The organism is Pseudomonas sp. FW507-12TSA (assembly GCF_058781435.1).
This window is the reverse complement of the sequence record NZ_JBYSWT010000045.1, coordinates 19,119-45,524: the sequence shown is the minus strand read 5'-3', so window position 1 is coordinate 45,524 and position 26,406 is coordinate 19,119. Positions and strand designations below refer to the sequence as shown.

Genomic DNA, 26,406 nt, shown 5'->3' with positions numbered 1-26,406 from the left:
CACTGGGGTGTGGCGGGGGGGGGCCCTCTCGCGCCGGGCGCGAGAGGGAAGGGATTCAGACTTTACGGACGAACTCGGACTTGAGTTTCATCGGACCGATACCGTCGATCTTGCAGTCGATGTCATGGTCCCCATCGCACAGGCGGATGTTCTTGACCTTGGTGCCGACCTTGACTACCAGCGAGGTGCCCTTGACCTTGAGGTCCTTGATCACGGTGATGGTGTCGCCGTCTTGCAACACGTTGCCCACCGAATCCTTCTTCACAGTTTCAGCGGATACGGCTTCGGCTTCGCCGCCGGCGGACCACTCATGGGCGCACTCGGGGCAGATCAGCTGGATGCCGTCCTCATAGGTGTATTCGGAATTGCATTTTGGGCAGGGTGGCAAAGTGCTCACTTAAGCTCCTCAAGGTCAGGATGGCTAAAGGCGCACATTGTACAGGGTTTTGCCGCACAGAGGGGCGAGCAGGGCTGTGGAACGGAGCCGGGCCCTGCTGCAGGCAGGGGCCGGGAGCCTGTCAGTGGGTACGGGCGACGGCGAACTCGCTCAGTTCCACCAGGGCGTCGCGATACTCGCTTGCCGGCAGGGCTTCCAGGCAGGCGATGGCGCGAGCGACGTAGTCGCGAGCCAGTTGCGCGGTGTAGTCCAGGGAGCCCGAGGCTTCGACGGCATTGCGGATGCTTTCCAGGTCCTCAATCCCGCCTTTCTGGATCGCCTGGCGAACCAGGGCGGCCTGTTCCGGGGTGCCTTCGCGCATGGTGTAGATCAGCGGCAGCGTAGGCTTGCCTTCCGCCAGGTCGTCGCCCACGTTCTTGCCCAGGGTCTCGGCGTCACCGCGATAGTCCAGCAGGTCGTCGACCAGTTGGAAGGCCACGCCCAGGTGGTCGCCGAAGGTTCGCAAGGCCTCGGCCTGTTCCGGTGTGGCGCCGGCCAGGGCCGCGGCGCTGTGGGTCGAGGCTTCGAAGAGCATCGCGGTCTTGCCGCGGATGACTTCCATGTAGGTTTCTTCAGTGGTGCTGGCGTCGCGCACCTTGGACAGCTGCAGGACTTCGCCTTCGGCGATGACCCGGGTAGCCTGGGACAGGATGCGCATGACCGGCATCGAACCCAGTTCGACCATCATCTCGAAGGAGCGGGAATAGAGGAAGTCACCCACCAATACGCTGGGCGCATTGCCCCACATGGCATTGGCGGTGGAGCGGCCACGGCGCATGCCGGACATGTCGACCACATCGTCATGCAGCAGGGTAGCGGTGTGCAGGAACTCGATGGTGGCGGCCAGCAGGCGCAGCTCTTCGCCTTCGCGGCCCAGGGCCTTGCCGCACAGCAGCACCAGCAAGGGGCGCAGGCGCTTGCCGCCGGCTGACGTAATGTAGTCACCGATTTTCGAGACCAGCGGTACGCGGGACGTCAGTTGCTTCTTGATGATGCCGTCGACGGCGTTAAAATCTTCCGCCACCGCGCGGTAGAAAGCTTGGGGTTGCATCAGTGACAGGTGCTCCAGAAGGGATGCGCGGCATGCTAGGACCCGCGTCCCCAGGTGTCAAGGCGCCTTCCCGGGTAGCCAAAGCCCCGGCGGGCGTTAATTTGTCAGGGTAGAACACTAGGTTAATGGTCATGGTTTGCCATGAAAACCTGACCACAGGCAGTTGTTCCTCCCGTCCGCGGGGCCCCGTGATTCCGCCTCGCGCCGCCTGAGCGGCACTTGCAAGGCAATTGTGCCTTGCGTACAATCGCGCACCCTGAACTTCCTGGGCAGCACCTGCCTTACGCAATTGCACAGGGCCGTTCCAGCCCCAAGCAGCCATGCCAGCCAATACCTCTTCCTATTAAGAGCTGGGTGAGCAGGATTATCGGAGAAATACCATGTACGCAGTAATCGTTACCGGCGGTAAGCAATACAAGGTCGCTGAAGGTGAATACCTGAAGATCGAAAAACTGGAAGTCGCCACTGGCGAATCCGTGACTTTTGACCGCGTTCTGTTGGTCGCCAATGGCGACGACGTGAACATCGGCGCACCTGTTGTTGCTGGCGCAACCGTCAAGGCTGAAGTGATCTCCCAAGGTCGTCACGATAAAGTCCGCATCATCAAGTTCCGTCGCCGTAAGCACCACATGAAGCGTATGGGCCACCGCCAGTGGTTCACCGAGATCAAAATCACCGGTATTCAGGCTTAATTTCAGCCTAATTCCTCACTAGGAGAATTGAACTCATGGCACACAAAAAAGCTGGTGGTAGTACCCGTAACGGTCGCGACTCAGAAGCCAAACGCCTTGGCGTGAAGATGTATGGCGGCCAGGTCATCAAGGCCGGCAACATCATCGTGCGTCAGCGCGGCACCCAATTCCACGCTGGCTACGGCGTTGGCATGGGTAAAGATCACACCCTGTTCGCGAAAATCGAAGGCGTGATCAAGTTTGAAGTAAAAGGCGCCTTCGGTCGTCGTTACGTGAGCGTCGTCGCAGCTTAATTGCGCGATCGCTGGAAAAGCCCTGTCTCGCGACGGGGCTTTTTCGTTTGTGGGATGAGTCTCTTGCAAAGCTGTTTGTACGGGCTGCCAGCGTTGGAATTTCGGTCGTTGATTGAGGCCGCTGCGCTCATTTTTGCAAGAGTCTTATGTCTTGGTTTTTTCAGCTCGCCCATGCGGCGAGAGGCGTTTGATCATGAAGTTTGTTGATGAAGTTTCGATCCGAGTAAAGGCTGGCGACGGCGGCAATGGTTGCATGAGTTTCCGTCGCGAAAAGTTCATCGAGAACGGTGGTCCCAACGGTGGTGATGGTGGTGATGGCGGCTCGATCTTCATGGTCGCCGACGAGAACCTCAATACCCTGGTGGACTATCGCTACACCCGTCATTTCGATGCCGAGCGTGGCTCCAATGGCGGCAGCACCGATTGCACTGGCAAGAAAGGTGAGGACCTGGAGTTGCGGGTTCCGGTTGGTACCACTGTGATCGATGCTGGCACCCAGGAGGTCATTGGCGACCTGACCAAGGCGGGCCAGCGCCTGATGGTGGTGCAGGGTGGTTGGCACGGCCTGGGTAACACTCGCTTCAAGTCCAGTACCAACCGTGCGCCGCGCCAGACTACGCCGGGCAAGCCGGGCGAGCAGCGTGACCTCAAGTTGGAGTTGAAGGTGCTGGCGGACGTTGGCCTGCTGGGCTTGCCGAATGCCGGCAAGAGCACCTTCATCCGTTCGGTTTCCGCAGCCAAGCCGAAAGTCGCCGACTATCCGTTCACGACCCTGGTGCCGAACCTGGGCGTGGTCAGCGTCGATCGCTGGAAGAGCTTCGTGATCGCCGACATTCCTGGTCTGATCGAAGGGGCTTCCGATGGTGCCGGCCTGGGGATTCGCTTCCTCAAGCACTTGGCGCGTACGCGGATCCTGCTGCATCTGGTGGACATGGCGCCGCTGGATGAGAGCAGCCCTGCCGATGCTGCTGAGGTGATCGTCAACGAGCTGATGAAGTTCAGTCCGTCCCTGGCTGAGCGCGAGCGCTGGCTGGTGCTGAACAAGAGCGACATGCTTCTCGAGGAGGAGCAGGAGGAGCGGGTCAAGGAGGTTGTCGAGCGTCTGGAGTGGACCGGTCCTGTGTATGTGATCTCGGCCATCTCCAAAGAGGGTACCGAGCGCCTGAGCCGCGACATCATGCGGTACCTGGAGGATCGTGCTGATCGCCTGGCGGCTGACCCGGCCTTTGCCGATGAGCTGGCCGAGCTGGATCAGCGCATCGAAGATGAGGCGCGTGCCCAGCTGCAGGCCCTGGATGACCAGCGGGCCCTGCGCCGCACTGGCGTGAAGAGCGTCCACGACATCGGCGACGATGACTGGGACGAGGAAGATGTGGATGACGAGGATGGCCCGGAAATCATCTACGTTCGCGACTGATTCATCGTTGGCGGGCTTGCCCGCGAAGACGGTTTATCTGGCTTGGTGCGGTGTTATCATCGCTGCCGGGCCAGCTTTCAATGCGCCGCTCACCTGAGCGGCGTTTTGGTGTCTGCACGGCGTAAATACGAATAACCCCATGAGTGGCGCTCGGTCGCGCCGCTCGCTGGCAAAGGTTGAATGAGATGCGGAGCAAGGTGACGGGTGCACAGCGCTGGGTCGTGAAGATCGGTAGCGCGTTGCTGACGGCGGACGGCAAAGGGCTGGATCGTGCGGCAATGGGAGTATGGGTCGAGCAGATGGTGGCCTTGCATGAGGCTGGTGTCGAATTGGTGCTGGTATCTTCCGGTGCTGTTGCTGCTGGCATGAGCCGCCTGGGCTGGACCGCACGACCGAGTGCGATGCATGAGCTGCAGGCGGCGGCGGCCATTGGCCAGATGGGGCTGGTGCAGGCCTGGGAGTCGAGCTTCGCCGAGCATGGCCGGCATACCGCGCAAATCCTCCTGACCCATGACGACCTGTCGGATCGCAAGCGTTACCTCAATGCGCGCAGTACCCTGCGGGCATTGGTCGAGCTCAAGGTGATCCCGGTGATCAACGAGAACGACACCGTGGTCACCGATGAAATCCGTTTTGGCGATAACGATACCCTGGCGGCGCTGGTGGCCAATCTGGTGGAGGCTGACCTGCTGGTGATCCTGACCGATCGCGATGGCATGTTCGATGCCGACCCGCGCAGCAATCCAGACGCCCAGCTGATCTACGAGGCGCGAGCCGATGATCCGGCCCTGGATGCGGTGGCTGGCGGTACTGGCGGTGCCCTGGGGCGTGGCGGTATGCAGACCAAGCTGCGTGCGGCGCGTCTGGCGGCGCGTTCCGGGGCGCACACCATCATCGTCGGTGGGCGCCTGGAACGGGTGCTGGATCGGCTGAAGGCGGGCGAGCGCATTGGTACCTTGCTGTCTCCGGAGCGCGGCATGTTGGCTGCGCGCAAGCAGTGGCTGGCCGGTCATTTGCAAACCCGTGGCACCCTGGTGCTGGACGAGGGCGCAGTGTCCGCTCTGTCCGAAGGGCGCAAGAGCTTGTTGCCGGTGGGGGTCAAGCAGGTCCAGGGCGGCTTCCGGCGCGGCGAGATGGTGGTCTGCGTGGCGCCTGACGGGCGCGAGATCGCCCGCGGCTTGGCCAACTACAGCGCCTTGGAGGCGCAGAAGATCATCGGCCAGCCTTCCGATGCGATTGTCGGTGTGCTGGGCTACATGGCTGAGCCGGAGCTGGTCCATCGTGACAATCTGATTCTGGTTTGAGTGGCATAAGGAAAAAACGCATGCGCATGGCAAAGGGATTGTTGGGTTTGTTCTTGGTGATGCCGTTCATGGTGTCGGCCGAGGAAATTGGCCAGGTGTCCACGGTTTTCAAGTTCGTCGGGCCGAATGATCGGATCGTGGTCGAGGCGTTCGATGATCCCAAGGTCGATGGCGTCACCTGTTATCTGTCGCGAGCCAAGACGGGTGGTCTCAAGGGTGGCCTGGGTTTGGCCGAGGATCGGGCCGAGGCCTCGATTGCCTGTCGCCAGGTCGGGCCGATCGCCTTCAAGGGTGATCTGAAGGATGGCGAGGAAGTATTCAAGGAGCGCACCTCGCTGGTGTTCAAGACCATGCAGGTGGTGCGATTTCTCGACAAGAAGCGCAATACCCTGGTGTACCTGGTCTACAGCGACCGGTTGATCGAGGGTAGTCCGCAGAATGCGGTGACGGCGATTCCGATCCTGCCGTGGTCGCATCAGTGATCTGATCGCTGGTGGGTCGGCCCGGTGAATGCTGGGTTGGCTCGCTGGGCGGGGTAAATCGCAGGCAATAAAAAACCGACCCTTGGGTCGGTTTTTCAACAAGCGTGTCGCTTAGGCTGCAGCAGCGAGCTTCAGAGCCTTGATGTGGCCATTCAGGCGGCCTTTATGGCGAGCAGCTTTGTTCTTGTGGATGATGCCTTTATCGGCCATGCGGTCGATAACTGGCACGGCCAGAACGTAAGCGGCTTGCGCTTTTTCGGCGTCTTTTGCGTCGATGGCTTTAACTACGTTCTTGATGTAGGTACGAACCATGGAACGCAGGCTGGCGTTGTGGCTGCGACGCTTCTCAGCCTGTTTTGCACGTTTTTTGGCGGAAGGTGAGTTGGCCACCGTCGAGCTCCTCGAAAGACTTTTTGGGAAATAGCAAACAAAATAGGCCGCGAATCATGCCGATGAGTTGGTGTGTTGTCAAGGGCAGCTGATGCGTTCCGCTGAGTGGTCGATCTGTAGAGGCGGGATATTTATTTCCGGCGCTTGACCTGTAAACTCGCGAGCTTTGGCTCTGTGCTGTTGCGGCGCGGAGTATCGCACAAGTGGGCGCCTTTTCGCCCACTGTTTATCTACAAGGCACAAACCTTTTCATGAATCTGCTCAAGTCGTTGGCCGCCGTCAGCTCTATCACGATGCTTTCCCGCGTGCTGGGCTTCGTGCGCGACACCATCATCGCGCGCACCTTTGGTGCCGGCATGGCCACGGACGCCTTCTTCATCGCCTTCAAGCTGCCCAACCTGCTGCGACGGATCTTCGCCGAGGGAGCGTTCTCCCAGGCTTTCGTACCGATCCTGGCGGAATACAAGACCCAGCAGGGCGAAGAGGCGACGCGCACCTTCATCGCCTACGTATCCGGCTTGCTGACCCTGGTGCTGGCTTTGGTCACGGCCCTGGGAATGATCGCTGCGCCCTGGGTCATCTGGGCCACGGCGCCGGGGTTCGTCGATTCCCCGGAAAAGTTCGCCCTGACCGCGGACCTGTTGCGGGTGACCTTTCCTTATATATTGCTGATCTCCCTCTCATCCCTGGCCGGAGCCATCCTCAATACCTGGAACCGCTTCTCGGTACCGGCCTTCGTGCCGACCCTGCTCAATGTCAGCATGATCATCTTCGCGGTGTTCCTCACGCCGTATTTCGATCCGCCGGTGATGGCCCTGGGCTGGGCGGTACTGGCCGGTGGCCTGGCACAGTTGTTGTACCAGCTGCCGCACCTGAAGAAGATCGGCATGCTCGTGCTGCCACGCCTCAACCTGCGCGATACCGGGGTCTGGCGAGTGCTGAAGCAGATGCTGCCGGCGATCCTCGGGGTGTCCGTGAGCCAGATCTCGCTGATCATCAACACGATCTTCGCCTCGTTCCTGGTGGCTGGCTCGGTCTCCTGGATGTACTACGCCGACCGGCTCATGGAGCTGCCGTCCGGAGTGCTGGGCGTGGCGCTGGGGACCATCCTGTTGCCGACCCTGGCCAAGACCTATGCCAGCAAGGATCGTCATGAGTATTCGCGAATTCTCGATTGGGGGCTGCGCCTGTGCTTCATCCTGGTGCTGCCTTGCTCCCTGGCGCTGGGGATCCTGGCCGAGCCGTTGACGGTATCGTTGTTCCAGTACGGTGAGTTCAGCGCCTTCGACGCATCCATGACCCAGCGGGCGCTGGTGGCTTACGCAATCGGTTTGCTGGGCATCATCATGATCAAGGTGCTGGCTCCGGGCTTCTATGCCCAGCAGAACATCCGGACCCCGGTGAAAATCGCCATCTTCACCCTGGTGGTCACCCAGTTGTTGAACCTGGCGCTGATCGGCCCCCTGAAGCATGCCGGGCTGGCCCTGGCCATCAGTGGCGGGGCTTGCATCAACGCCGGCCTGCTGTTCTACCAGCTGCGCAAGCAGCGGATGTTCCAGCCGCAGCCAGGGTGGGGGATGTTCATCCTCAAGTTGCTGGTTGCCGTGGTGGTCATGTCGGCGGTGCTGCTGGGTGCGATGCACTACATGCCAGCCTGGGACGAGGGGCATATGCTCCAGCGTTTCCTGCGCCTGGGGGCACTGGTGGTAGCCGGCGTGGTGGCCTATTTCGGCATGCTGGCCCTGCAGGGCTTCCGCCTGCGGGATTTCAATCGCAAGGCCCTGGGCTGACGAGGATCCGGTCGTCGCAGCAGGGTGGACACAGGTTTTGTCGGTTCGATCACTTTGGGTTGCGGTGCTGCCTGTCGTCAGCCGCCCGGTGTGGTTATAATCGGCCACTTTATGAGCAAGAAGCGCGTTATGCAGCTGGTTCGAGGCCTTCACAATCTGCGCCCCCAGCATCGGGGCTGCGTCGCCACTATTGGCAACTTTGACGGTGTTCACCGTGGTCACCAGGCTATCCTGGACCGGCTGCGTGAGCGTGCGCTCGAGTTGGGCGTACCCAGCTGCGTGGTGATTTTCGAACCGCAGCCGCGTGAGTTCTTTTCTCCCGAAACCGCTCCAGCGCGCCTGACCCGCCTGCGGGACAAGCTGCAATTGCTGGCGCAAGCCGGGGTCGACCGGGTTTTGTGCCTGGCGTTCAACCAGCGCCTGAGCAAGCTCAGTGCCAGCGAGTTCGTCGAGCGAATCCTGGTGGATGGCCTGGGTGTGCGGCACCTGGAGGTCGGTGACGACTTCCGCTTCGGTTGCGACCGGGTCGGCGACTTCGAGTTCCTGCAGCAGGCCGGTGCGACCCACGGATTCACCGTAGAAGCGGCCCGCACTGTGGAAATGGATGGGTTGCGCATCAGCAGCACCCAGGTCCGCAATGCCCTGGCCGCTGCCGATTTCGATCTTGCCGAGCGTCTGCTCGGTCGCCCCTTCCGGATTGCCGGTCGGGTCCTGCATGGGCAGAAGCTGGCGCGCCAGCTGGGCACCCCCACTGCCAACGTGCAGTTGAAACGCCGTCGCGTACCGCTTTCCGGGGTTTACCTGGTCAGTGTCGATATCGATGGCCAGGCCTGGTCCGGAGTCGCCAACATCGGCGTCCGGCCCACGGTCGCAGGTGATGGCAAGGCCCACCTGGAGATTCACCTTCTAGATTTTGCCGGTGACCTGTACGACCGGCGTTTGACGGTGGTTTTCCACCAAAAGCTGCGTGAAGAGCAGCGTTTCGCCTCCCTGGAGGCGTTGAAGACGGCGATCAATGCGGATGTTGCCGCCGCCCGTGCCCAAGTTGCACGTATCCATAGCGCCAATCGCTAATGAAGAGCCTTAAATGACCGACTATAAAGCCACGTTAAACCTTCCGGACACCGCCTTCCCAATGAAGGCCGGCCTGCCTCAGCGCGAACCACAGATTCTGCAGCGTTGGGACAGCATTGGCCTGTACGGAAAGTTGCGCGAGATTGGCAAGGATCGTCCCAAGTTCGTTCTGCACGACGGTCCTCCCTATGCCAATGGCAAGATCCACATCGGTCACGCGCTGAACAAGATTCTCAAGGACATGATCGTTCGTTCCAAGACCCTGTCCGGCTTCGACGCGCCCTACGTACCGGGCTGGGACTGCCACGGCCTGCCGATCGAGCACAAGATCGAGGTGACCCACGGCAAGAACCTGACCTCGGACCAGACTCGCGAGCTGTGCCGTGCCTACGCTTCCGAGCAGATCGAAGGCCAGAAGACCGAGTTCATTCGCCTGGGCGTGCTGGGTGACTGGGACAATCCCTACAAGACCATGAACTTTGCCAACGAGGCCGGAGAAATCCGTGCCCTGGCGGAGATGGTCAAGGGTGGCTTCGTGTTCAAGGGCCTCAAGCCGGTTAACTGGTGCTTCGATTGCGGTTCGGCCCTGGCCGAGGCGGAAGTCGAGTACCAGGACAAGAAGTCCGCCACCATCGACGTGGCCTTCCCGGTCGCCGACGAGGACAAGCTGGCTGCCGCCTTTGGCCTGGCCAAGCTGGCCAAACCCGCAGCCATCGTGATCTGGACCACCACCCCGTGGACCATCCCGGCCAACCAGGCCCTGAACATCCATCCGGAGTTCAACTACGCCCTGGTGGATACCGGCGAGCGCCTGTTGGTCCTGGCCGAGGAGCTGGTGGAGTCCTGCCTGGCCCGTTACGGCCTGGAAGGTTCGGTGATCGCCACGGCCCCCGGCTCTGCCCTGGAGCTGATCAATTTCCGCCATCCGTTCTACGATCGCCTGTCGCCGGTATACCTGGCCGACTACGTGGAGCTGGGCGCCGGTACCGGCGTGGTTCACTCCGCGCCGGCCTACGGTGAAGACGACTTCGTGACCTGCAAGCGCTACGGCATGGTCAACGACGACATCCTCAATCCGGTCCAGAGCAATGGTGTGTACGCGCCTTCCCTGGAGTTCTTCGGTGGCCAGTTCATCTGGAAGGCCAACCCGGCCATCGTCGACAAGTTGAGCGAAGTCGGTGCGTTGTTGCACACCGAGACCATCAGCCACAGCTACATGCATTGCTGGCGTCACAAGACTCCGCTGATCTATCGCGCCACCGCGCAATGGTTCGTCGGCATGGACAAGCAGCCGGTGGCCGGCGACACCCTGCGCCAGCGTGCCCTGCAGGCTATCGAGAACACCCAGTTCGTGCCGGCCTGGGGCCAGGCGCGCCTGCACTCGATGATCGCCAACCGTCCGGACTGGTGCATTTCCCGCCAGCGCAATTGGGGCGTGCCGATCCCGTTCTTCCTGCACAAGGAAAGCGGCGAGTTGCACCCGCGCACCGTCGAGCTGATGGAAGAAGTGGCCAAGCGTGTCGAGCAGGAAGGCATCGAAGCCTGGTTCAAGCTGGATGCCGCCGAGCTGCTCGGCGATGAAGCTGGCCAGTACGACAAGATCGCCGACACCCTGGACGTCTGGTTCGATTCCGGCACCACTCACTGGCATGTGCTGCGTGGCTCCCACGATATCGGCCACGCCACTGGCCCGCGTGCCGATCTGTACCTGGAAGGTTCCGACCAGCACCGTGGCTGGTTCCACTCTTCCCTGCTCACCGGTTGCGCCATCGACGGCCACGCGCCGTACCGCGAGCTGCTGACCCACGGTTTCACCGTGGACGAGAGCGGGCGCAAGATGTCCAAGTCGCTGGGCAATACCATCGAGCCGGAGAAGGTCAACAACACCCTGGGTGCCGACATCATGCGCCTGTGGGTCTCGGCCACTGATTATTCCGGCGAGATGGCGGTATCCGACCAGATCCTGCAGCGTAGTGCCGACGCCTACCGGCGGATCCGCAATACCGCGCGTTTCCTGCTCTCCAACCTGAGCGGCTTCAACCCCGCCACCGATCTGCTGCCGGCCGAAGACATGCTGGCCCTGGATCGATGGGCCGTGGATCGCACCTTGCTGCTGCAGCGTGAGCTGGAGCTGCACTACGGCGAATACCGCTTCTGGAACGTCTACTCCAAGGTGCACAACTTCTGCGTGCAGGAGCTGGGCGGTTTCTACCTGGACATCATCAAGGACCGCCAGTACACCACCGGCGCCGACAGCAAGGCCCGTCGTTCCTGCCAGACCGCGCTGTTCCACATCAGCGAGGCGCTGGTGCGCTGGATCGCGCCGATCCTGGCCTTCACCGCCGACGAGCTGTGGCAATACCTGCCGGGCGAGCGCAACGAGTCGGTGATGCTCAACACCTGGTACGAGGGGCTGAGCGAGCTGCCGGAAGGCTTCGAGCTGGATCGCGCCTACTGGGAGCGGATCATGGCGGTCAAGGTCGCGGTCAACAAGGAACTGGAGAACCAGCGTGCCGCCAAGGCGGTGGGCGGCAACCTGCAGGCCGAAGTGACGCTGTACGCCGAGGACGCGCTGTCGGCCGACCTGGCCAAGCTGAGCAATGAGCTGCGCTTCGTGCTGATCACCTCCACCGCCAGTGTTGCGCCCCTGGCGCAGGCTCCGGCGGACGCGGTAGCCACCGAGGTCAGCGGTCTCAAGCTGAAAGTGGTCAAGTCGAGCTTCGCCAAGTGCGCCCGTTGCTGGCACTGCCGCGAAGACGTCGGCGTCCACCCTGAGCATCCGGAGATCTGCGGTCGCTGCGTAGATAACATCAGCGGTGAAGGCGAGGTCCGTCACTATGCCTAATGCCGCAGGCCGTTTCGGTCGTCTGGGCTGGCTGTTGCTGAGCGTGCTGGTCCTGGTCATCGACCAGGTCAGCAAGCTGCACTTCGAAAACTCGCTGACCATGTACCAGCAGATCGTGGTGATTCCCGACTACTTCAGCTGGACCCTGGCCTACAACACCGGTGCCGCCTTCAGTTTCCTGGCCGATGGTTCGGGCTGGCAGCGCTGGCTGTTCGCCCTGATCGCCATCGTGGTCAGCGCGGTGCTGGTGGTCTGGCTCAAGCGCCTGGGGCGTAACGAAACCTGGCTGGCCATCGCCCTGGCCCTGGTGCTCGGCGGTGCCCTGGGCAACCTGTATGACCGCATCGTCCTGGGTCATGTGATCGATTTCATCCTGGTGCACTGGCAGAACCGCTGGTACTTCCCGGCATTCAACTTCGCCGACAGCGCTATTACCGTCGGTGCCGTGATGCTGGCCCTGGATATGTTCAAGAGTAAGAAAACCGGAGAAACCGTTCATGACTGAACAGGTATTGGCTGGACAACGTATCGGCCAGAACACCGAAGTCACCTTGCATTTCGCATTGCGCCTGGAGAACGGTGACACGGTGGACAGTACTTTCGACAAGGCCCCGGCGACCTTCAAGGTTGGCGATGGCAACCTGCTCCCAGGGTTCGAGGCGGCGCTGTTCGGCTTCAAGGCAGGGGACAGGCGTAACCTGACCATCGAGCCGGAAAACGCCTTTGGCCAGCCAAACCCGCAGAACGTGCAGGTGATTCCCCGTTCGCAGTTCCAGGACATGGAGCTGTCGGAGGGGTTGCTGGTGATTTTCAACGATGCGGCGAACACCGAATTGCCCGGCGTGGTCAAAAGCTTCGATGACGCCCAGGTCACCGTTGATTTCAACCATCCGCTGGCCGGCAAGACCCTGACCTTCGATGTCGAGATCATCGACGTCAAGGCGCTTTAACCGCATCACGGGCGAGCCCGCCCCCGCAAGAGCCTCGGTGTTCTTGCGGGGGCGGGCTTGCTTGCGATCAACCGCGAAGCGGTTGCCATGATTATTCCTTGCGCGCAAGACACGAGGCACAGCATGCAAATCAAACTCGCCAACCCCCGTGGCTTCTGCGCCGGTGTGGACCGGGCGATCGAAATCGTCAATCGCGCCCTGGAGGTCTTCGGGCCCCCGATCTATGTCCGGCACGAAGTGGTGCATAACAAGTTCGTCGTCGAGGACCTGCGTAATCGCGGGGCGATCTTCGTCGAGGAGCTAGAGCAGGTGCCGGACGATGTCATCGTCATCTTCAGTGCCCACGGCGTGTCCCAGGCTGTACGCAGCGAAGCGGCCGGTCGCGGCCTCAAGGTATTCGACGCCACCTGCCCGTTGGTGACCAAGGTGCATATCGAAGTCGCGCGCTATAGCCGTGATGGTCGGGAATGCATCCTCATCGGCCACGCTGGTCATCCGGAGGTCGAAGGCACCATGGGCCAGTACGACGCCAGCAACGGCGGCGCCATCTATTTGGTGGAAGATGAGGACGACGTCGCCAGGCTGCAGGTACAGAACCCCGAGCGACTGGCCTTCGTGACCCAGACCACCTTGTCCATGGACGACACCAGCCGGGTGATCGACGCCTTGCGTGCTCGTTTCCCGGCCATTGGCGGGCCGCGCAAGGACGATATCTGCTACGCCACGCAAAACCGCCAGGACGCCGTCAAGCAACTGGCCGACGAGTGCGACGTGGTGTTGGTAGTGGGTAGCCCCAACAGTTCCAACTCCAATCGCCTGCGTGAGCTGGCCGAGCGCATGTCCACCCCGGCCTATCTCATCGATGGCGCCGAGGACCTGCAACGCAACTGGTTCGATGGCGTCGAGCGCATTGGTATCACCGCCGGCGCCTCGGCTCCGGAAGTCCTGGTACGTGGCGTGATCCAGCAGCTGCAAGCCTGGGGCGCCACCGGTGCCGACGAGTTGGCCGGTCGTGAAGAGAACATCACCTTCTCCATGCCCAAGGAGCTGCGGGTCCGTTCCCTGCTCTGATCATCCTGCACTCATGCACAGGGCCTGCTCGGCGATGTCGCTGCGCAGGCTGATTCTCCCGCTACGCGACAGCACCACCTGGTGGTGGCTGTCTCCTCGACCCTTCTGGCAGATGTGCAGCGTGCCGGCCTGGAAGGCGCCCGTGGGCAGCAATGGGTTGCCCAGAACGCCAAAGCGCACGAATTGCTGCACCGGGCGATTGCCTATTATCTGCACGTGCCCGGCATGCCGACGCTCTATCAGCAGGGGATTTTCCGGATCGTCCGGCCCCTTCCCGCTGGCATCAAGGATGATTCGCCAACCCTTGCTCCAGTCACCGTCCAGCCCGTGTACCAGGGCCGTATGACGTTGCAGGATGGCTGCCGCCCGGGCGTTGCGCAGGTCGCTGGCGAGGGTTCGAGCAGCATCCAATTGTCGATTCGATTGCAGCAATTGGCCGAGCCCGGTGCCGGACAGAGGCAGCAGGATCGCCAGCAAGGCCAGGGTGACCAGGAGTTCTAGCAAGCTGAAGCCTTTCTGTTGCATGGCGTCTCCCTCCTTGGAAACACAACTTCACGCTATCCGTGCGCGGCCCTTGGTGATTCAAGGGCTCGTTTGTTATAGCCCGGGCGTTCCCAGGTTAGATGGTCAATTTGCATACAAGGAATTGCCGACCATTGGCACCTGGCCCCGGGCCAATCCCGGCAATGTGTTGCCGGGTGTACCAGATACCAAACCGCGCTCCATTGCCGGCTAACCTCAAGAGGCGGCGAGGCTGATCGAGCCTGGTATGTCGCTCTCCACGGATCGGAGGAACTTCGGATGAAAGGAGCAGGAAGCGAGTTCGGCATGACCCTGGTCGAGGTCCTGGTGGCGTTGTTGGTCCTCGCCTTGGGCTTGCTTGGGGCTGCGGCGGTGCAGCTCAAGGCGTTGCAGTACACCGATAGCGCACGGATGAGTACCCAGGCGAGCTTCATCGCCCACGGCATGCTCGAGCGGATTCGAACCAGTACCTCGTCGGATGTTCTCCAGGCCAAGCCGGGGGAGGCGGCTTCAGGCGGCCTGCGAGCCCAGGACCTGGCGGATTTCGCCAGTGATGTTGCGAATTTCGCTGGTGTCGATGCCCGGGGCCGCGTCGATGTCGGCCAGGACCTCTACATCGTTCACATCACTTGGGATGATTCGCGTGCCTCGGGTTCCGGCGGGCAGCCGCGTGAGTTGATGCTTGGCAGCCGGCTGGCAATAGCCTCGGATGGTACGCCGTGAATCGTTGGAGCCGGGGTTTCGGCTTGGTGGAAGTAATGATGGTGCTGTTGCTGAGCCTGGTGTTGGTTCTCGGGGCGAGTCGGGTATTCGTGGCGGCCAAGCAGACCTATCTCAGCCAGGGCGCCTCGGCCTACCAGCAAGAAGAGGCGCGTTTCGTCCTGAGCAAGATGCTCCGGGAAATCCGCATGGTTGGATTCTCTGGTTGCCTGAAGAGGATTCGCGATGCCAGTGAGGGTGGGAGTTTTTCTCGCTTGGCGGCGACGCCAATTCACTGGAGTGACACGGAGCAGAAACTGAGCCTGGTGACCGTCGATGCAGGAGAGGTCGATGGCGCGCCGACCTGGAGCCTTGTCACCGACTGCCGTAAGGAGGCAGTGGTCTATTCGGGAGCTCGAAAAGCCGGTGAGGGGCAGCAGGTATTCGCCTTGCGCCGGGTGTCCTACCGCTTCAGGAACCAGCAGTTGCTGTTCGGTACTGGCCTCGAGCAACAACAGATGGTGTTGCTGGACAACGTCCAGTCCTTCGACATCGGTTTTGGCCTGGCCCGCTCGGCTACGGACAACGTCCTGGCAGGCTATAGCCGCCAGCCTGGTGACCCCGCATTGATCCTCAGCGTACGGCTGCGCCTGACCTTGAGCGACCCAAGTGATGCCGTCCGGCCCCAGAGGTTTACCCTCGTGGCGGCCTTGCGCAACAGGTTGTCCTGATGCAGTCGCTGCCCGGTTTGCGCTTCGAACGAGGCATGGCCTTGCTGGCCAGCCTGTTGTTCCTGTCGTTGTTGACGATGATCGGTGTTTCAGCCATGCAGAACGCCACCTTGCAGGAGCGGATGGCCGCCAGCCTGGCCCAGCAGCATCGTGCCTTCCAGGCCGCCGAGACGGCATTGCGCCTGGGCGAGGCGCAAGTGCGCAAGGGGAGCACCTGGCCGGTATGTGCGACGCCAGTGCTGTGCGCTCCCCCTGGCGAGTCGTCATTGGTGGTCGATGCTGGCTGGAACGTAAATTCCGGAGTGCGCTGGGTGGCAACGGTCGATAGTTATTACGCAGTGCAGAACCTGGGGCTCGTCAAGGGGGCGGTCCGATTGCCCGAGGAGGTCACGGCCACCTTGTATCGAGTGACGGCCATCGGCCTGGCCGGCCAGGCACGCAGCGTGCTGGAAAGCATCTATGCCAAATACTGACGGGGATCGCGGACGTTGGCGCAGCAGCCTGCTGGCCCTGGGCGGCCTGCTGTGGGGGCTGTGCCCAGCGGCTACTACCCAGGTGCTGGCTGATGATCTGGCGACGACGCAAGGGATGACGCTGTTGTCGCCACAGGAATCGGAGACTTGCTGCGGCAATATCGATGGCGGGAATTTGCCCGATGTACCTGTGTTCGGCGGTAAGATGCTCGGCGCCCCGATGCCGGGCCAGTCTGACAATGTCTCCCGGGAGCCTGGAGGCGGCGCTATCGAGCCCCCCTTGCAGCGCCCCGATGCCGCTGGCCGGCGCATCCTGTGGCGACAAATCCAGTAAGCGAGATTCTTGACCATGCGCAGATCCAACCAAGGTCTTACCCTGATCGAAATCATGATCGTGATTGCGATCATCGGTCTGGTCCTCACCTTGAGCCTTCCCAGCATCACTGAGTACATGAGGAAGCCTCACCGCAGTGAAGTCACGGTGCTGCTCACCGAGCAGGCACAGTTACTCGAGCGCCATCACGCCTCGGCCGGGGTCTATAGCAATGCACCCGGCCTGAGCACGGGCAATGACTACTACAGCCTCAGTGCAACCCTGACCGATAGCGGATTCTCGCTGACGGCAGTGCCCAAGGCCGATGGCCTGATGGCGGCCGACAAGTGCGGCAGCTTCACCCTCGACCAGGCCGGGGCGATCGGCCTGGCAGGCCAGGCCGATGGGGTGACGACCAAGGACTGCTGGGGCCGTTGAGTACCTGCTTCGGGAGCCCAGGCGCCTACTGTCTTTCTCATTGATTGGAACCATCCATGGCTAAGCAACAGCAAGTGCTGGTGATCGGAGGCGGGGTAATCGGCCTGCTCACCGCCTACAACCTGGCTTCCAAGGGGCAGCAAGTGCGGCTCCTGGAGCGCTCTGACCTGGGGCGTGAGTCTTCCTGGGCCGGTGGCGGGATCGTTTCCCCGCTCTATCCCTGGCGGTACAGCCCGGCCGTCACCGCACTGGCCCACTGGTCGCAGGATTTTTATCCGCAGCTTGCAGTGCAGCTGTTCGGTGATACCGGGATCGATCCCGAGGTGCATACAACCGGCCTCTACTGGTTGGACCTGGAAGACCAGGCCCCGGCCCTGGAGTGGGCGCGGCGTGAAGGGCGGCCGCTGAGCCAGGTGGACATCAACGCCGTGCATGATGCGGTGCCGGTACTCGGGAGCGGCTATCAGCAGGCGATCTACATGGCCAATGTGGCCAATGTGCGTAATCCGCGCCTGGTCAAGTCCCTCAAGGCGGCGTTGCAGGCCCTGCCCAATGTGCATATCGATGAGCAATGCCAGGTCACGGGGTTCATCCGGGACGCGCAGCGAGTGGTGGGTGTGAACAGCGCCCTGGGCGAGTTGAGGGCGGACCAAGTGGTGCTTTGTGCCGGGGCCTGGAGCGGTGAGTTGCTGTCCAGCCTGGGGCTGGCGTTGCCGGTGGAGCCGGTCAAGGGACAGATGATCCTGTACAAGTGCGCCGCCGACTTCTTGTCTTGCATGGTCCTGGCCAAGGGACGCTATGCGATTCCCCGGCGCGATGGGCATATCCTGGTGGGCAGCACCCTGGAGCATGAAGGTTTCGACAAGACTCCGACCGCCTCTGCCCTGGATAGCCTCAAGACGTCGGCCGTCGAGCTGATCCCGGCCCTGGCGGACGCAGAGGTGGTTGGGCATTGGGCGGGCTTGCGTCCGGGCTCTCCTGAAGGCATTCCCTACATCGGACAGGTTCCCGGATTCGACGGTTTGTGGCTCAACTGTGGGCATTACCGTAACGGCCTGGTGTTGGCGCCGGCTTCCTGCCAATTGTTCTGCGACCTGTTGTTGGGCAACCAGCCGATCATCGACCCCCAGCCATATGCTCCTGCGGGACGCATCGAGGCGCGCGTCTAGTCCAGTCCCAGTTTCTTCAAGCGATAACGCATCGAGCGAAACGACAGACCCAGCCGGCGAGCCGCCTCCGTGCGGTTCCAGCGGCATGCGTCCAGCGCCTGGAGCAGCAACTGGCGCTCCACCTGTTGCAGGTGTAGCACCAGATCGAATGCGGTCGCGGTTGGATGCGGGGGACTTTCCGCTCGGCTGGCGCAGGGCAGGCCGAGGTCCGCCACTTCTATCCATTGTCCTTCGCGGAAAATCTGTGCCCGTTCCAGCAGGTTTTCCAGTTCTCGCACATTGCCGGGAAAGTCGTGGGCCTCCAGCGCCTGCAGTGCTTCCGGGCTCAGCTGGGCTACCGTCTGGCCGCTGTCGATGGCCAGGCGCTGCAGGATATGCCGGGCCAACAGGTTGATATCGGCATGGCGCTCGCGCAGGGGTGGAACCCGTAGTTCGATGACATTCAGGCGATAGTACAGATCCTGGCGGAAGCGTCCGGCTTCCACCTGCTGCTTCAGGTCCTGATGGGTGGCACATAGAATCCTGAGGTCCACCGCTTCCTCTGTCTGGCTACCCACTGCCCGCACGGACCTTTCCTGCAAGGCACGCAGGAGTTTCACCTGCATGGCCAGCGGCAGTTCGGCTACTTCGTCGAGGAACAGGGTGCCGCCCCGTGCGGCCAGGAACAGCCCGGGCTGGTCCGCCAGGGCCCCACTGAAGCTGCCTTTGCGGTGACCGAAGAATTCGCTCTCCATCAACTCCGAAGGGATGGCTCCACAGTTGACCGCAATGAACGGTCGCCGGGCCCTGGGGCTCAGGTCGTGGATCAAGCGGGCGACCCGTTCCTTGCCGCTACCGGATTCGCCGCTGATGTAGACCGCTGCCTGGCTGGGCGCCAGCTTGGTGATCTGGCGGCGCAGGTCGGCCATGGCCGGTGAGTTGCCCAGCAGTTGCTTGCTTGCCGGGGTTTCCCGGGGCGCAGGCGGCTTGAGGCGGTTGCCGACCAGCTCTCGTAGATGCTTGAGATCCAGGGGTTTGTGCAGCAGATCGCAGGCTCCGGCCTGCAAGGCACTGGCAGCGGTTTGCTGGCTGGTATCGTCGCTGAGTACGGCCACCGGAACACGGGAGTGGTCCTGGCGGATGTGTCTCAGTAGTTCCAGGCCGCAGCCGTCCGGCAGGTGCAGGTCGGTCAGGCATAGGTCGAAACGATTTTGCCTCAAGTGATCGCGGGCTTCTTGCAGGGTGCGGGCGCTGCGGGTGTGCAGGTGCATCCGGCCGAGAGTGATTTCCACAAGGGCGCGTACTTCCTTGGCCCCATCGACCACCAGGACCGTTTGCCGTGGATTCATGACAGTGCGCCTTCATCCATGAAGTACGGGCAGCCGGCGTATCGCCAGGCCGAGAGTTGAAGTCTAGGCCCGCTAGGCAAGGGCGGCAGAGCAGCGGCGGCGGTGGTGGCGCCGACCAAGGGGGGCGGACCAGTTCGAGGGGCAGCAGAGCCACTGAATCCGGGGGCTGGAGGGGTGCTCCGCCGGCTTGGAGGACGGAGGTTATTTTGTCGCCAATTATTCTGGCGATGGGGCGATTGCCCCGTGCCGCCAGGTGCAGGGCGGGTGCGATCAGCGGTTCTGGCTACCGGGGCCTTGTTCCAGGTGGGCCTGGCTGCAATACCATTGCTGCGACAGGCTCAGGGCCCGGTCCTGGGGCAGGTGTACGCCGCAGTGGGCACAACGCACCATGGGCGTGCTACCTGGCTCAGCGGGGGTATGGGGAGCCGAGGCGGGGCGCTTGAATTTACGCCAGAACCATACCGCAGCGGCAATCAGGGCGATCCAGAACAGTAGACGAACCATGGCATCCAGTTTCTTGAGGAAAGATGCGGCAGTTTAGCCAAGCGCTTGCCGGTCGCACAGGCCCGCAGGATTGCAGGCATCAAAAAGGGAGACTTGAAGTCTCCCTTTATTGAACAGGCTGCTGCTCAGTCGAATACGCCGAAGGTCATGTAGCTGAACCAGGAGCGGTCTTCGTTGTTGCCAGCGGCTTGATGGTTTTCTTCCTCGATCACTTCGCCGTTGCTGTCCTTGGGCTTGAGCTCCTCGGGGATCGCTTCCTTGGCATCCTGATACTGCTTCATGATGTCCTGGTTGGCGCGGGTTTCTCCCGGCGGCAGCGGCGGGCGGGATTCGATCAGGCCCAGGGTGGCCTTGCTCAGCCAGGAGCGGTTGTCGGCCTCGGCTACCCGCGGCACGAACTGGCCATCCACCAGGCTTGGGTGGTCTGGGTAGTTGAGCTTGAGGGTTTCCAGGCTGGTGGCTGCCAGCTCATCCAGGTGCAGGCGCTGATAGGCCTCGGTCATGACCGCCAGGCCATCGCCTACCGATGGGGTTTCCTGGAAGTTCTCCACCACGTAGCGGCCACGGTTGGCGGCGGCGACATAGGCCTGGCGGGTGAGGTAGTAGTCGGCTACGTGGATTTCATAGGAAGCCAGCAGGTTGCGCAGGTAGATCATGCGCTGCTTGGCATCCGGGGCGTAGCGGCTGTTCGGGTAGCGGCTGGTGAGCTGGGCGAATTCGTTGTACGAATCGCGAGCGGCACCTGGGTCGCGCTTGGTCATGTCCAGCGGCAGGAAGCGCGCCAGCAGGCCGACGTCCTGGTCGAACGAGGTCAGGCCCTTGAGGTAATAGGCGTAGTCGACGTTCGGATGCTGCGGGTGCAGGCGAATGAAGCGCTCGGCAGCCGATTTGGCGGCTTCCGGCTCGGCATTCTTGTAGTTGGCATAGATCAGCTCGAGCTGTGCCTGGTCGGCGTAGCGACCGAAGGGATAGCGCGATTCCAGGGCCTTGAGCTTGGAAGTGGCGCTGGTATAGCTGTGGTTGTCCAGGTCGGTCTGCGCCTGCTGGTACAGCTCGACTTCGCTCAGGTTTTCGTCAACGACTTCCTTCGATGAGCAAGCAGCGGTCAGTGCGAGGATGGCGATCAGCAGCAGGTGTTTCACTTGCATAGCGGCTTGCGTCCCTATGACGGCCGCTGTCTTGGGCGGGGCCGTCCTGTTATGATGAGCGCCCCGTTGAAAGCCTCGGGGCAAAAGACGCCGTATTTAACCACAAGCGCGCAGCCGAAACCAAAGGCTGTGCCGACCCCCAGTCCGAGCATGTCCGATAAAATAGAACTTCGCGCAGAGGTGCCGTCCGAACTGGGCGGTCAACGCCTCGATCAAGTCGCCGCCCAATTATTCGCCGAGCATTCGCGCTCGCGCCTTTCCGCCTGGATCAAGGACGGTCGCCTGACCGTGGACGGGGCGGTACTTCGTCCCCGTGACATCGTCCACGGCGGCGCCGTCCTCGAGCTGACTGCCGAGCAGGAAGCCCAGGGTGAATGGGTTGCCCAGGACATCGAGCTGGACATCGTCTACGAAGACGACGACATCCTGGTGATCAACAAGCCGGCGGGACTGGTGGTGCACCCGGCTGCCGGCCATGCTGACGGCACCTTGCTCAATGCGCTGCTGCATCATATTCCCGACATCATCAACGTGCCGCGGGCCGGCATCGTCCACCGCCTGGACAAGGACACCACCGGCCTGATGGTGGTGGCCAAGACCATCCAGGCGCAGACGCAACTGGTGGCCCAGTTGCAGAGCCGCACCGTCAGCCGCATATATGAATGCATCGTGATCGGCGTGGTGACCGCAGGCGGCAAGATCAATGCCCCCATCGGTCGCCATGGCCAGCAGCGCCAGCGCATGGCGGTGATGGAAGGTGGCAAGCCGGCAGTCAGCCACTATCGGGTACTGGAGCGTTTCCGTTCCCATACCCATGTGCGGGTCAAGCTGGAAACCGGGCGTACCCACCAGATTCGGGTCCACATGGCCCACATCAACTTCCCGTTAGTGGGCGATCCGGCGTACGGCGGCCGCTTCCGCATCCCTCCGGCCGCCAGCCCGACCATGGTCGATTCGCTGAAGAACTTCCCGCGCCAGGCGCTGCATGCGCGCTTTCTCGAGCTGGACCACCCGACCACCGGCAAGCGCATGAGCTGGGAGTCGCCGTTGCCGGAAGACTTCGTCTGGCTGCTGTCGCTGCTCAAGCAAGACCGTGAGGCGTTCATCGGATGAATGACTGGCTGATTCCTGACTGGCCCGTGCCGGCCGGGGTCAAGTCCTGTGTCACCACCCGCAGTGGCGGCGTTAGCCTGGCGCCGTTCGACAGCCTCAACCTGGGCGATCACGTCGACGACCAACCCGAAGCAGTGGCCGAGAACCGGCGTCGCCTCACCGAGCAGTTCTCCATCGCTCCGGCCTGGTTGCAGCAGGTGCATGGGGTCGCGGTGGCCCACGCCGATCCCGCCGTGGTTGCAACCGCTGATGCCAGCTGGTCCGCCACGCCGGGCGTTGCCTGCGCGGTGATGACCGCCGACTGCCTGCCGGCGCTGTTCTGTAACCGTGCCGGGACCCGGGTCGCGGCCGCCCATGCTGGTTGGCGTGGGCTGGCTGCCGGAGTGCTGGAAGCCACGCTCGACCACCTCGACGTGCCCGCCGACCAGGTCCTGGTATGGCTAGGGCCGGCGATAGGTCCAAAGCGTTTCGAAGTGGGCGCCGAAGTGCGCGAGGCGTTCGTCACCCAGTTGGTCGAGGCCGAGCAGGCCTTTGTCCCGAGCATCAATGCCGGGCGTTTCATGGCCGATATCTACCAGTTGGCACGCCTGCGCCTGGCGGCCCGTGGTGTCGCCGCTGTTTATGGCGGTGGTTACTGCACTGTCAGCGACTCGCGTTTTTTCTCCTATAGGCGTAATCCGCGTACCGGGCGTTTCGCCTCCCTCGTCTGGCTCGAGCGCTAGACTAATCTGACCTGCGTCAAGCAACTGACGCTTGAATCTCCCAGAATCGACCGCATCTAGGGAATCATCTGGCAGGTTTCTCTATTTAGGTGTGTCCATCGCTCCGGCCTGCTCAAAAGGAAGGTGACTAATGCGTATAGACCGATTGACCAGCAAGCTTCAGCTGGCTTTATCCGATTCCCAATCCCTGGCGGTAGGCCTCGACCACCCGGCCATCGAACCGGCGCACCTGATGCAGGCCCTGCTTGAACAGCAAGGTGGCTCCATCAAGCCCCTGCTGATGCAAGTGGGCTTTGACGTCAACAGCCTGCGCAAGGAACTGAGCAAAGAGCTCGACCAACTGCCGAAGATCCAGAACCCCACTGGCGACGTGAACATGTCCCAGGACCTGGCGCGCCTGCTCAACCAGGCCGATCGCCTGGCCCAGCAGAAAGGCGACCAGTTCATTTCCAGTGAGCTGGTGCTGCTGGCGGCCATGGATGAAAACAGCAAGCTCGGCAAACTGCTGCTGGGCCAGGGCGTGAGCAAGAAGGCCCTGGAAAACGCCATCAATAACCTGCGCGGCGGCGAGGCGGTGAATGACGCCAACGTCGAGGAGTCGCGCCAGGCACTGGATAAGTACACCGTCGACCTGACCAAGCGTGCCGAGGACGGCAAGCTCGATCCGGTGATCGGCCGTGACGACGAGATTCGCCGCACCATCCAGGTGCTGCAGCGCCGGACCAAGAATAACCCGGTGCTGATCGGCGAGCCTGGCGTGGGCAAGACCGCCATTGCCGAGGGCCTGGCCCAGCGGATCATCAATGGCGAGGTGCCCGACGGCCTGAAGGGCAAGCGCCTGCTGGCGCTGGACATGGGCGCGCTGATTGCTGGCGCCAAGTACCGCGGTGAATTCGAGGAGCGGCTCAAGTCGTTGCTCAACGAACTGTCGAAGCAGGAAGGGCAGATCATCCTGTTCATCGACGAACTGCACACCATGGTCGGTGCCGGCAAGGGCGAGGGCGCCATGGACGCCGGCAACATGCTCAAGCCGGCCCTGGCCCGTGGCGAGTTGCACTGCGTTGGCGCCACCACGCTCAACGAATACCGCCAGTTCATCGAAAAAGATGCTGCCCTGGAGCGTCGCTTCCAGAAGGTGCTGGTGGAAGAGCCGAGCGAGGAAGACACCATCGCTATCCTGCGTGGCTTGAAAGAGCGCTATGAGGTGCACCACAAGGTGGCGATCACCGACGGCGCGATCATTGCCGCGGCCAAGCTCAGCCATCGCTATATCACCGATCGCCAGTTGCCGGACAAGGCCATCGACCTGATCGACGAAGCGGCCAGCCGTATCCGCATGGAGATCGATTCCAAGCCCGAAGTGCTCGATCGCCTCGACCGCCGCCTGATCCAGTTGAAGGTGGAGTCCCAGGCGCTGAAGAAAGAAGAAGACGAAGCAGCGAAGAAGCGCCTGGAAAAACTGACCGAGGAAATCGAGCGCCTGGAACGCGAGTACTCCGACCTCGAAGAAATCTGGGCTTCTGAAAAGGCCGAGGTGCAGGGCTCAGCGCAGATCCAGCAAAAGATCGAGCAAGCTCGCCAGGAGCTGGAAGCGGCGCGGCGCAAGGGTGATCTCAGCCGCATGGCCGAGCTGCAGTACGGGGTGATCCCGGACCTGGAGCGCAGCCTGCAGATGGTCGACCAGCACGGCAAGACCGAGAACCAGTTGCTGCGTAACAAGGTGACCGAGGAAGAAATTGCCGAGGTGGTGTCCAAGTGGACCGGCATTCCTGTGTCGAAGATGCTCGAGGGCGAGCGCGACAAGCTGTTGAGGATGGAAAGCCTGCTGCATCAGCGGGTCATTGGCCAGAATGAAGCGGTGGTGGCGGTATCCAATGCCGTGCGACGCTCTCGCGCTGGCCTGGCGGACCCGAACCGGCCAAGCGGTTCGTTCATGTTCCTCGGCCCGACCGGGGTGGGCAAGACCGAGCTGTGCAAGGCGCTGGCGGAGTTTCTCTTCGATACCGAAGAGGCCATGGTACGGATCGACATGTCCGAGTTCATGGAGAAACACTCCGTGGCTCGCCTGATCGGTGCGCCTCCGGGTTATGTCGGTTACGAGGAAGGTGGCTACCTGACTGAAGCTGTACGCCGCAAGCCGTACTCGGTGATCTTGCTGGACGAGGTGGAGAAAGCGCACCCGGATGTGTTCAACATCTTGCTGCAGGTCCTGGAAGACGGACGGTTGACGGACAGCCACGGGCGTACGGTGGATTTCCGCAATACCGTGATCGTCATGACTTCCAACCTGGGCTCGGCGCAGATCCAGGAGCTGGTGGGCGACCGCGAGGCCCAGCGCGCTGCGGTAATGGATGCGGTATCCAGCCACTTCCGGCCGGAATTCATCAACCGGGTCGATGAAGTGGTGATCTTCGAGCCGTTGGCCCGGGATCAGATCGCTGGTATCACCCAGATCCAGCTGGGGCGTCTGCGTAGTCGTCTGGCGGAGCGTGAGTTGCGCCTGGAGCTGAGTGATGAGGCCTTGGACAAGCTGATCGCCGTGGGTTATGACCCAGTGTACGGTGCTCGGCCGCTGAAACGGGCGATCCAGCGCTGGATCGAGAACCCGTTGGCCCAATTGATCCTGTCCGGCGGTTTCCTGCCTGGCAGCACCATCACGGCGGTGGTGCAGGACGACGAGATCGTCTTCAACTGATCTCCGGTTGCCTGGAAATGAAGAGGCCTCGCATTGCGAGGCCTTTTTTTTCACTAGGGCGTTGAACTGTAAGGAAAAGGCTTGTAAAGTGCGCCCCGCAGTCAGTCACCCCTCAGGTTTTTTCTGCTGAAGAAGAAACCGGCAATGAAGTCGCAAATCATTGTCTTAAAAGCAATTTAGGGGGTTGACAGAGGTTTAAAAGATTGTAAAATGGCGCGCCTCAGAGACATGAACGTAGCGATACGCAGAGAGTCGAAGAGGATGAAGCAACACGTTGTAGCTTGAAGTAATCAGTTCCGTGATAGCTCAGTCGGTAGAGCAAATGACTGTTAATCATTGGGTCCCAGGTTCGAGTCCTGGTCACGGAGCCAACTTCAAACCGGGGTATAGCGCAGTCCGGTAGCGCGCCTGCTTTGGGAGCAGGATGTCAGGAGTTCGAATCCCCTTACCCCGACCATATTTGGGTCGTTAGCTCAGTTGGTAGAGCAGTTGGCTTTTAACCAATTGGTCGTAGGTTCGAATCCTACACGACCCACCATTTTTGAAACCAGTTCGCTGGAATCGAATCTTAAGAGCAGAAGCCAAAAGCGCTGCTCGCGGAAGGCGCCTCTCGAAGGTGCCTTTTTTTTACCGGGGTATAGCGCAGTCCGGTAGCGCGCCTGCTTTGGGAGCAGGATGTCAGGAGTTCGAATCCCCTTACCCCGACCATATTCACGAAGAAGGGCACCTCAATGAGGTGCCCTTTTTCGTTTGTTC

General features: G+C 61.8%; 27 protein-coding genes and 4 tRNA genes. 24 read left to right on the top strand and 7 right to left on the bottom strand.

Annotation, left to right across the window (positions count from 1 at the left end; genetic code table 11):
- Positions 1-55: 55 nt before the first annotated feature.
- Entirely contained in the window at positions 56-397 is a 342-nt protein-coding gene (locus tag AC3WK8_RS30115; protein WP_103326380.1) for a zinc ribbon domain-containing protein YjdM, read from the bottom strand.
- Positions 398-518: 121 nt separating this feature from the next.
- Positions 519-1,487, bottom strand: a complete 969-nt coding sequence (locus AC3WK8_RS30110) for a polyprenyl synthetase family protein (protein ID WP_053134658.1) — start codon at positions 1,485-1,487, stop codon at positions 519-521.
- 380 nt (positions 1,488-1,867) lie between these two features.
- Here AC3WK8_RS30110 and rplU point away from each other — a divergent pair, with 380 nt between their 5' ends.
- From rplU to AC3WK8_RS30085, 5 genes are all read left to right on the top strand, one after another.
- On the top strand, positions 1,868-2,179 hold the full coding sequence (gene rplU / locus AC3WK8_RS30105) for a 50S ribosomal protein L21 (RefSeq protein WP_003228361.1): 312 nt from the start codon (positions 1,868-1,870) through the stop codon (positions 2,177-2,179).
- Between the two features lie 35 nt (positions 2,180-2,214).
- Positions 2,215-2,472, top strand: coding sequence for a 50S ribosomal protein L27 (rpmA, locus tag AC3WK8_RS30100; protein WP_003228360.1), 258 nt, complete (start codon positions 2,215-2,217; stop codon positions 2,470-2,472).
- Between the two features lie 193 nt (positions 2,473-2,665).
- Positions 2,666-3,889 (top strand): Obg family GTPase CgtA, encoded by a 1,224-nt coding sequence (cgtA, locus tag AC3WK8_RS30095; RefSeq protein ID WP_031320559.1) that lies wholly within the window; start codon positions 2,666-2,668, stop codon positions 3,887-3,889.
- A gap of 185 nt (positions 3,890-4,074) precedes the next feature.
- Complete coding sequence (gene proB / locus AC3WK8_RS30090; RefSeq protein ID WP_053134652.1) at positions 4,075-5,193, top strand: glutamate 5-kinase; 1,119 nt, start codon at positions 4,075-4,077, stop codon at positions 5,191-5,193.
- A 20-nt stretch (positions 5,194-5,213) separates the two neighbouring features.
- Complete coding sequence (locus AC3WK8_RS30085) at positions 5,214-5,675, top strand: CreA family protein (RefSeq protein ID WP_022641089.1); 462 nt, start codon at positions 5,214-5,216, stop codon at positions 5,673-5,675.
- A 111-nt stretch (positions 5,676-5,786) separates the two neighbouring features.
- Here the strand turns inward: AC3WK8_RS30085 and rpsT are convergent, their stop codons facing one another.
- The gene (gene rpsT, locus AC3WK8_RS30080; protein ID WP_009050949.1) at positions 5,787-6,065 is read right to left on the bottom strand and encodes a 30S ribosomal protein S20; all 279 of its coding nucleotides are present in this window, start codon (positions 6,063-6,065) and stop codon (positions 5,787-5,789) included.
- 251 nt (positions 6,066-6,316) lie between these two features.
- Here rpsT and murJ point away from each other — a divergent pair, with 251 nt between their 5' ends.
- The 6 genes from murJ (at position 6,317) to ispH (ending at position 13,795) form a co-directional block, all read left to right on the top strand.
- On the top strand, positions 6,317-7,855 hold the full coding sequence (gene murJ / locus AC3WK8_RS30075) for a murein biosynthesis integral membrane protein MurJ (RefSeq protein ID WP_085597044.1): 1,539 nt from the start codon (positions 6,317-6,319) through the stop codon (positions 7,853-7,855).
- 129 nt (positions 7,856-7,984) lie between these two features.
- Positions 7,985-8,929 (top strand): bifunctional riboflavin kinase/FAD synthetase, encoded by a 945-nt coding sequence (gene ribF, locus AC3WK8_RS30070; protein WP_178088061.1) that lies wholly within the window; start codon positions 7,985-7,987, stop codon positions 8,927-8,929.
- A 13-nt stretch (positions 8,930-8,942) separates the two neighbouring features.
- On the top strand, positions 8,943-11,774 hold the full coding sequence (gene ileS, locus AC3WK8_RS30065) for an isoleucine--tRNA ligase (RefSeq protein ID WP_085597045.1): 2,832 nt from the start codon (positions 8,943-8,945) through the stop codon (positions 11,772-11,774).
- Positions 11,767-12,279 carry a signal peptidase II gene (gene lspA, locus AC3WK8_RS30060; RefSeq protein WP_053134643.1) on the top strand — a complete coding sequence of 171 codons (513 nt, stop codon included), beginning with the start codon at positions 11,767-11,769 and terminating at the stop codon, positions 12,277-12,279. Before ileS ends, lspA begins: the two co-directional genes overlap by 8 nt.
- On the top strand, positions 12,272-12,724 hold the full coding sequence (gene fkpB / locus AC3WK8_RS30055; RefSeq protein WP_103326378.1) for an FKBP-type peptidyl-prolyl cis-trans isomerase: 453 nt from the start codon (positions 12,272-12,274) through the stop codon (positions 12,722-12,724). Before lspA ends, fkpB begins: the two co-directional genes overlap by 8 nt.
- 123 nt (positions 12,725-12,847) lie before the next feature.
- Positions 12,848-13,795 (top strand): 4-hydroxy-3-methylbut-2-enyl diphosphate reductase, encoded by a 948-nt coding sequence (ispH, locus tag AC3WK8_RS30050; protein ID WP_085597046.1) that lies wholly within the window; start codon positions 12,848-12,850, stop codon positions 13,793-13,795.
- Here ispH and AC3WK8_RS30045 read toward each other — a convergent pair whose 3' ends face one another.
- Positions 13,796-14,320 carry a GspH/FimT family protein gene (locus tag AC3WK8_RS30045; RefSeq protein ID WP_103326377.1) on the bottom strand — a complete coding sequence of 175 codons (525 nt, stop codon included), beginning with the start codon at positions 14,318-14,320 and terminating at the stop codon, positions 13,796-13,798.
- Between the two features lie 276 nt (positions 14,321-14,596).
- Here AC3WK8_RS30045 and pilV point away from each other — a divergent pair, with 276 nt between their 5' ends.
- From pilV to thiO, 6 genes are read left to right on the top strand one after another with little or no spacing between them, the layout of a single operon-like run.
- Complete coding sequence (gene pilV / locus AC3WK8_RS30040; protein ID WP_256592408.1) at positions 14,597-15,040, top strand: type IV pilus modification protein PilV; 444 nt, start codon at positions 14,597-14,599, stop codon at positions 15,038-15,040.
- Complete coding sequence (locus AC3WK8_RS30035; protein ID WP_103326376.1) at positions 15,037-15,747, top strand: PilW family protein; 711 nt, start codon at positions 15,037-15,039, stop codon at positions 15,745-15,747. The genes pilV and AC3WK8_RS30035 overlap by 4 nt, the downstream gene beginning before the upstream one ends.
- Entirely contained in the window at positions 15,747-16,220 is a 474-nt protein-coding gene (locus AC3WK8_RS30030; RefSeq protein ID WP_256592406.1) for a pilus assembly PilX family protein, read from the top strand. The genes AC3WK8_RS30035 and AC3WK8_RS30030 overlap by 1 nt, the downstream gene beginning before the upstream one ends.
- Complete coding sequence (locus tag AC3WK8_RS30025) at positions 16,207-16,554, top strand: hypothetical protein (RefSeq protein WP_103326375.1); 348 nt, start codon at positions 16,207-16,209, stop codon at positions 16,552-16,554. Before AC3WK8_RS30030 ends, AC3WK8_RS30025 begins: the two co-directional genes overlap by 14 nt.
- A gap of 15 nt (positions 16,555-16,569) precedes the next feature.
- Positions 16,570-16,971 carry a type IV pilin protein gene (locus tag AC3WK8_RS30020; protein ID WP_085597050.1) on the top strand — a complete coding sequence of 134 codons (402 nt, stop codon included), beginning with the start codon at positions 16,570-16,572 and terminating at the stop codon, positions 16,969-16,971.
- Between the two features lie 56 nt (positions 16,972-17,027).
- Positions 17,028-18,140 carry a glycine oxidase ThiO gene (gene thiO, locus AC3WK8_RS30015; RefSeq protein ID WP_103326374.1) on the top strand — a complete coding sequence of 371 codons (1,113 nt, stop codon included), beginning with the start codon at positions 17,028-17,030 and terminating at the stop codon, positions 18,138-18,140.
- Here the strand turns inward: thiO and AC3WK8_RS30010 are convergent.
- The 3 genes from AC3WK8_RS30010 to AC3WK8_RS30000 all read right to left on the bottom strand — a co-directional run bounded on the left by AC3WK8_RS30010 (position 18,137) and on the right by AC3WK8_RS30000 (position 21,120).
- On the bottom strand, positions 18,137-19,468 hold the full coding sequence (locus AC3WK8_RS30010) for a sigma-54-dependent transcriptional regulator (protein ID WP_085597052.1): 1,332 nt from the start codon (positions 19,466-19,468) through the stop codon (positions 18,137-18,139). The genes thiO and AC3WK8_RS30010 overlap by 4 nt on opposite strands.
- Before the next feature lie 270 nt (positions 19,469-19,738).
- The gene (locus AC3WK8_RS30005; protein WP_085597053.1) at positions 19,739-19,972 is read right to left on the bottom strand and encodes a PP0621 family protein; all 234 of its coding nucleotides are present in this window, start codon (positions 19,970-19,972) and stop codon (positions 19,739-19,741) included.
- 125 nt (positions 19,973-20,097) lie between these two features.
- Entirely contained in the window at positions 20,098-21,120 is a 1,023-nt protein-coding gene (locus AC3WK8_RS30000; protein ID WP_022641075.1) for an outer membrane protein assembly factor BamD, read from the bottom strand.
- Positions 21,121-21,270: 150 nt separating this feature from the next.
- On the opposite strand from AC3WK8_RS30000, the gene rluD reads away from it, so the two are divergent.
- The 7 genes from rluD (at position 21,271) to AC3WK8_RS29965 (ending at position 26,358) form a co-directional block, all read left to right on the top strand.
- Positions 21,271-22,233 (top strand): 23S rRNA pseudouridine(1911/1915/1917) synthase RluD, encoded by a 963-nt coding sequence (gene rluD, locus AC3WK8_RS29995; protein ID WP_103326373.1) that lies wholly within the window; start codon positions 21,271-21,273, stop codon positions 22,231-22,233.
- On the top strand, positions 22,230-22,955 hold the full coding sequence (gene pgeF, locus AC3WK8_RS29990; RefSeq protein ID WP_103326372.1) for a peptidoglycan editing factor PgeF: 726 nt from the start codon (positions 22,230-22,232) through the stop codon (positions 22,953-22,955). The genes rluD and pgeF overlap by 4 nt, the downstream gene beginning before the upstream one ends.
- 130 nt (positions 22,956-23,085) lie before the next feature.
- On the top strand, positions 23,086-25,650 hold the full coding sequence (clpB, locus tag AC3WK8_RS29985) for an ATP-dependent chaperone ClpB (RefSeq protein WP_053134614.1): 2,565 nt from the start codon (positions 23,086-23,088) through the stop codon (positions 25,648-25,650).
- A gap of 295 nt (positions 25,651-25,945) precedes the next feature.
- Positions 25,946-26,021: transfer RNA gene (locus AC3WK8_RS29980), tRNA-Asn, on the top strand.
- Positions 26,022-26,030: 9 nt separating this feature from the next.
- Positions 26,031-26,107: transfer RNA gene (locus AC3WK8_RS29975), tRNA-Pro, on the top strand.
- A 5-nt stretch (positions 26,108-26,112) separates the two neighbouring features.
- Positions 26,113-26,188, top strand: a tRNA-Lys gene (locus AC3WK8_RS29970).
- Between the two features lie 93 nt (positions 26,189-26,281).
- Positions 26,282-26,358: transfer RNA gene (locus AC3WK8_RS29965), tRNA-Pro, on the top strand.
- Positions 26,359-26,406 lie beyond the last annotated feature (48 nt).